The following is a 2669-nucleotide window of genomic DNA, read 5'->3' on the forward strand; positions in this document are numbered from 1 at the left end:
TCCACTCTTCCGCAGTGAGCTTGCAGCCGTGCCAGTCCACTTGCTTTGACAGGTCAGACAACAGAGCCCACATGCGGCGGTTTTGCTCGTCGCTGCGCTTCTCTGGCCGCACCTCGACGACATAGCGGCGCCCAGTGAAAAGATGCGGCTTGATCTGCGTCCACAGCGCCATCCAGGCCGTGTGTCCGGTCTGGGCGTCTCGGAGGGTGGCGGATAGCTTCATCACTTGATCTGCAAGCTGCGGCGGGGCTCCAAGTGAGCGCCGGGAACTTCCTGGCCTGCCTTGATGGCAGCTGCAATCGCAGTCTTGTCAGGCTCTGGCGCTGGGGCTGGCTTCTGGCGCATGAACGCGGCAGGGATCAAGTCCTCGCCATCAATCACGACAGCCGACGACTTGCGGAAGCTGATCGAGACGCCGGGGCCTTCCACCTTCTCAATGCCAACCGCTTCAAGGTTCGCCGCCAGATAGGCGCGCAGCCGGTCGGCGCGGGCTTCGATGGCCTTCGCTCGCTCGGTTGCGTCCTTGGCCCACTGCTTGACGGCAGCGGCATCGGCATCGAACAGGCGGGCCATCATGGCGACGTTCTGCGCCTTGATTTCCAGATCGCCGCTCAGGCTCTCCAGCGTGTCGGCAATCGTCTGCTCGTCAAGGTCGAGGTTTGCCAGTTGAGCGGCTGCGGCGCGGTAGTCTTGCGCGAGTACGTAGAGTGCGGTCATGCGCCCTCCAGTGCAGGGTTCATCTGCGAAGCGGCCTGCTCAAGCACTTGAGACGTCATCAGCGCTGCGGTTTCTTGTGCTGTCTGCACCAACTGATCCGCAAGGATGGCGATGATTGCCGCGGCTTGGTCGTTGCCAATGCGGACCTTGATTTCGCCGTGCTTATTGATGAACTCAATGCTTCCTTGAAGCTTGCCTTTGTCTAGGCCGTAATCAACGACAGACAGGTAAACGGATTTGATGAGAGTCGTCATGCTTCTGCTCCTTGGTTTGCTGGCGTCAGTTGCGCCTTCATGCGGTCCTTGATGGGCTCAAGGGTCTGGATTGCGTCGGTGTCCTTCTCGGCCTGCATGGCGCGGTAAAGCTCCTTCCACGCTTCACCAAGCCCCGCCAGGGATTCGCAGCTTTCCAGCCGCATCGCGGACGCCTCCAGCCATTCCGCACGCTGCTGGGCTGCTTCACGCTCGCGCCATTCGGCGTCGGCCTGCTGGACATACTTGGAGTCGTCCCACATGCCGGAGAAGATGTCGCCAGCGAATCCGAGATAGCTCGCGCACTTCACCAGTGCGTCAGTCACGGACTTCTTAGGCGCGTCCTCGTCCACCATGAACACGCCCTTGGATGTGACGTAGCTGGATCGGGTCTGACCGACTTGCTCAAACTCGCCGCGCTTGTCGTCCAACACGTACCAGAAGCGCACGACAGCGATATGCAGAGACTCGGTGTCTCCGAAGCGCTCAAAGCGCTCATTCAGGATCGTGAAGCCCCAGCCGTGCCCGCACGGGCCAAACTCATCAGTCAGGCGCTCAACGATCCAATACGGCTTCGGGCTGTTGCCTTTGTATTGCTTGCCGGTGATCGCCTTAACGGCTCGCGGGTCAGTCGTGAAGGCTCGCGCCCACAGTGCTTTGTTGTTCATGTTCACCTCAGAAAAGCGGCTGTTGATTGCGCGTGATCCACTGGACGAAGCGCATGTATCGGAGTCGGACGGCAGGCGGCTTGCTGTTGAAGCGGTGCCAAGCTGCGGCCCAGGAATCAGAGCTATCGGTCATAGCGGCACCCCGTCAATCGCCGCACCCAGCGCCCATGCGCCGAGCACGAAACTCACTAGCAGCACGGTCGCAGCTGTAGGCGAGAGGCGGCGCAAATAGCGCTCAAGCGGGAATCCGCAGTCAACGTCACGCATTTGGACCCCCTGCAATCGCCCAGACCAGAAAGCACGCCCAGCAGATAGCGCCGACAGCGATGTAGATAAAGCCAATGCTGTCTGCGCTGCGCATCTGCTCATCAGCGTCCGCGCCAACTTCTGTGCAGGCCTCAGCGGGCATCGGGTGGCGGCAGTCTTTGCGGCCTTGGTCGCAGTCGCCAAGACAGCCCATCGTGGCGCAGCAGGTGCGGGCATATTCAATCTGCGAGTCCATCGCATCAAAGCCCACATCAAGGCGGCGGTCAGCGGCCATTGGAATGAGGATGTCGCTCATTCCTCACCCCCGACAAACTCAGCGGCCCGCAGTTCTGCGTAGTCGTCAGCCACACGCTTGACGAAGTTGCGCAGCATGTGAGCGGCAGCAGCTTCACGCTCGCGGGCCTGATTCGGATGGCCTTCCTTGCTTGCGAGGTGGCAGGCTGCAAACAGCAGCATCTGAGCCTCGGCACTGCACTCGCCCAAGTACTCGCTTACCGGGCAGATGCGGCCACTGCTGTTGGGCGCGTAGCTGTTGCGCAGCTTCATGTCCAGACCGCCAGCGACGGCATCGAGAACGAGCATCCGCAAGAACTCTTCGGCCCGCTCAATCTGCGCGTCGTTCGCGTCGATTCGGGCGATGGCCTTGTTCTCGGCCTGGCTGACGTAGCACGGTGTTTCCATCTCTGCCCCTTGTTGGCTTGCGATGGAGCTATTGAACCATAGTTAAACCGAGCCTGTCAACCATAGTTCAGCCAAAGATGAAAAA

The 2669-nt window shown here is 60.6% G+C and carries 6 protein-coding genes; all 6 read right to left on the reverse strand.

All coding sequences use genetic code 11. From position 1 onward, the window contains the following. Positions 1–223: recombination protein NinB (locus tag ACIQ2X_RS16455; protein WP_396180085.1), on the reverse strand; the 223-nt coding region annotated here is incomplete at its 3' end. Next, positions 223–717 (reverse strand): siphovirus Gp157 family protein, encoded by a 495-nt coding sequence (locus tag ACIQ2X_RS16460; RefSeq protein WP_396180086.1) that lies wholly within the window; start codon positions 715–717, stop codon positions 223–225. The genes ACIQ2X_RS16455 and ACIQ2X_RS16460, both read right to left, overlap by 1 nt. Further along, positions 714–971, reverse strand: a complete 258-nt coding sequence (locus ACIQ2X_RS16465; RefSeq protein WP_396180087.1) for a hypothetical protein — start codon at positions 969–971, stop codon at positions 714–716. Before ACIQ2X_RS16465 ends, ACIQ2X_RS16460 begins: the two co-directional genes overlap by 4 nt. After that, the gene (locus ACIQ2X_RS16470) at positions 968–1636 is read right to left on the reverse strand and encodes a hypothetical protein (RefSeq protein ID WP_396180088.1); all 669 of its coding nucleotides are present in this window, start codon (positions 1634–1636) and stop codon (positions 968–970) included. Before ACIQ2X_RS16470 ends, ACIQ2X_RS16465 begins: the two co-directional genes overlap by 4 nt. Before the next feature lie 259 nt (positions 1637–1895). Further along, complete coding sequence (locus ACIQ2X_RS16475; RefSeq protein ID WP_396180089.1) at positions 1896–2198, reverse strand: hypothetical protein; 303 nt, start codon at positions 2196–2198, stop codon at positions 1896–1898. Beyond that, positions 2195–2584, reverse strand: a complete 390-nt coding sequence (locus tag ACIQ2X_RS16480; RefSeq protein WP_396180090.1) for a hypothetical protein — start codon at positions 2582–2584, stop codon at positions 2195–2197. The genes ACIQ2X_RS16475 and ACIQ2X_RS16480 overlap by 4 nt, the downstream gene beginning before the upstream one ends. Between the last annotated feature and the right edge of the window lie 85 nt (positions 2585–2669).

This window comes from Flavobacterium sp. (assembly GCF_044368625.1).
Classification (GTDB): Bacteria; Bacteroidota; Bacteroidia; order Flavobacteriales; family Flavobacteriaceae; genus Flavobacterium.

Excerpts from the sequence above, each read along its gene's own strand:
- ACIQ2X_RS16460 (WP_396180086.1), bottom strand. The coding sequence starts at position 717 with ATGACCGCACTCTACGTACTCGCGCAAGACTACCGCGCCGCAGCCGCT.
- ACIQ2X_RS16465 (WP_396180087.1), bottom strand. The coding sequence starts at position 971 with ATGACGACTCTCATCAAATCCGTTTACCTGTCTGTCGTTGATTACGGC.
- ACIQ2X_RS16470 (WP_396180088.1), bottom strand. The coding sequence starts at position 1,636 with ATGAACAACAAAGCACTGTGGGCGCGAGCCTTCACGACTGACCCGCGA.
- ACIQ2X_RS16475 (WP_396180089.1), bottom strand. The coding sequence starts at position 2,198 with ATGAGCGACATCCTCATTCCAATGGCCGCTGACCGCCGCCTTGATGTG.
- ACIQ2X_RS16480 (WP_396180090.1), bottom strand. The coding sequence starts at position 2,584 with ATGGAAACACCGTGCTACGTCAGCCAGGCCGAGAACAAGGCCATCGCC.